This is a genomic window from Pseudomonas agronomica (assembly GCF_025917275.1).
GTDB lineage: Bacteria > Pseudomonadota > Gammaproteobacteria > Pseudomonadales > Pseudomonadaceae > Aquipseudomonas > Aquipseudomonas agronomica.
Window position 1 is genome coordinate 1 of record NZ_JAOSHO010000993.1, and the last position, 608, is coordinate 608.

The following is a 608-nucleotide window of genomic DNA, read 5'->3' on the forward strand; positions in this document are numbered from 1 at the left end:
CACTCGCCCTGGGCATTTCCCAGCCGCCTTTGAGCCAGCAGATCCAGGCGCTGGAGCAAGAGATTGGCGCACGGCTGTTCGATCGCACCAATCGTCGGGTCGAACTGAGTGAGGCCGGGCGGCTTTTCCTGGAAGAGGCGCGGCGGGTATTGGCCCAGGTCGACAAGGCCGCCGATGTGGCCCGCCGTGCTCAGTTGGGGGAACTGGGCGAGCTGAAGATCGGCTTTACCTCCTCGGCGCCCTTCAACTCCACTATCCCCCAAGCGATTTTTACCTTTCGCCAACGCTTTCCCGCCGTGCACCTGAACCTGCGGGAAATGAGCAGCACCCAAGTGGCCGATGCATTGATGGACGAAGTGATCGAGGTGGGCATCATGCGCCCGTTGCCGTTGCCCGATTCACTGGTCGAAATCGAACTCAGCCGCGAACCGCTGGTGGCCGTGCTCAGCGCCAAGCATCCGCTGGCCCAGGGCAACGAAGACGGCCTGTTCCTTGCCGCGCTGGCCCAGGAGCCGTTCGTGTTCTTTCCGCGAAGCTACGGCAGCGGCCTCTACGCGCAACTCCTGAACCTGGCCCGCGACGCCGGCTTCAGCCCGCACTTCGCCCAG

1 protein-coding gene is annotated in these 608 nt (G+C 64.0%); it reads left to right on the forward strand.

Annotated features, from left to right (window positions below; genetic code table 11):
• Positions 1-608 (forward strand): LysR family transcriptional regulator (locus OC610_RS28555; RefSeq protein WP_264433103.1); only part of this gene is annotated, 608 nt, incomplete at both ends.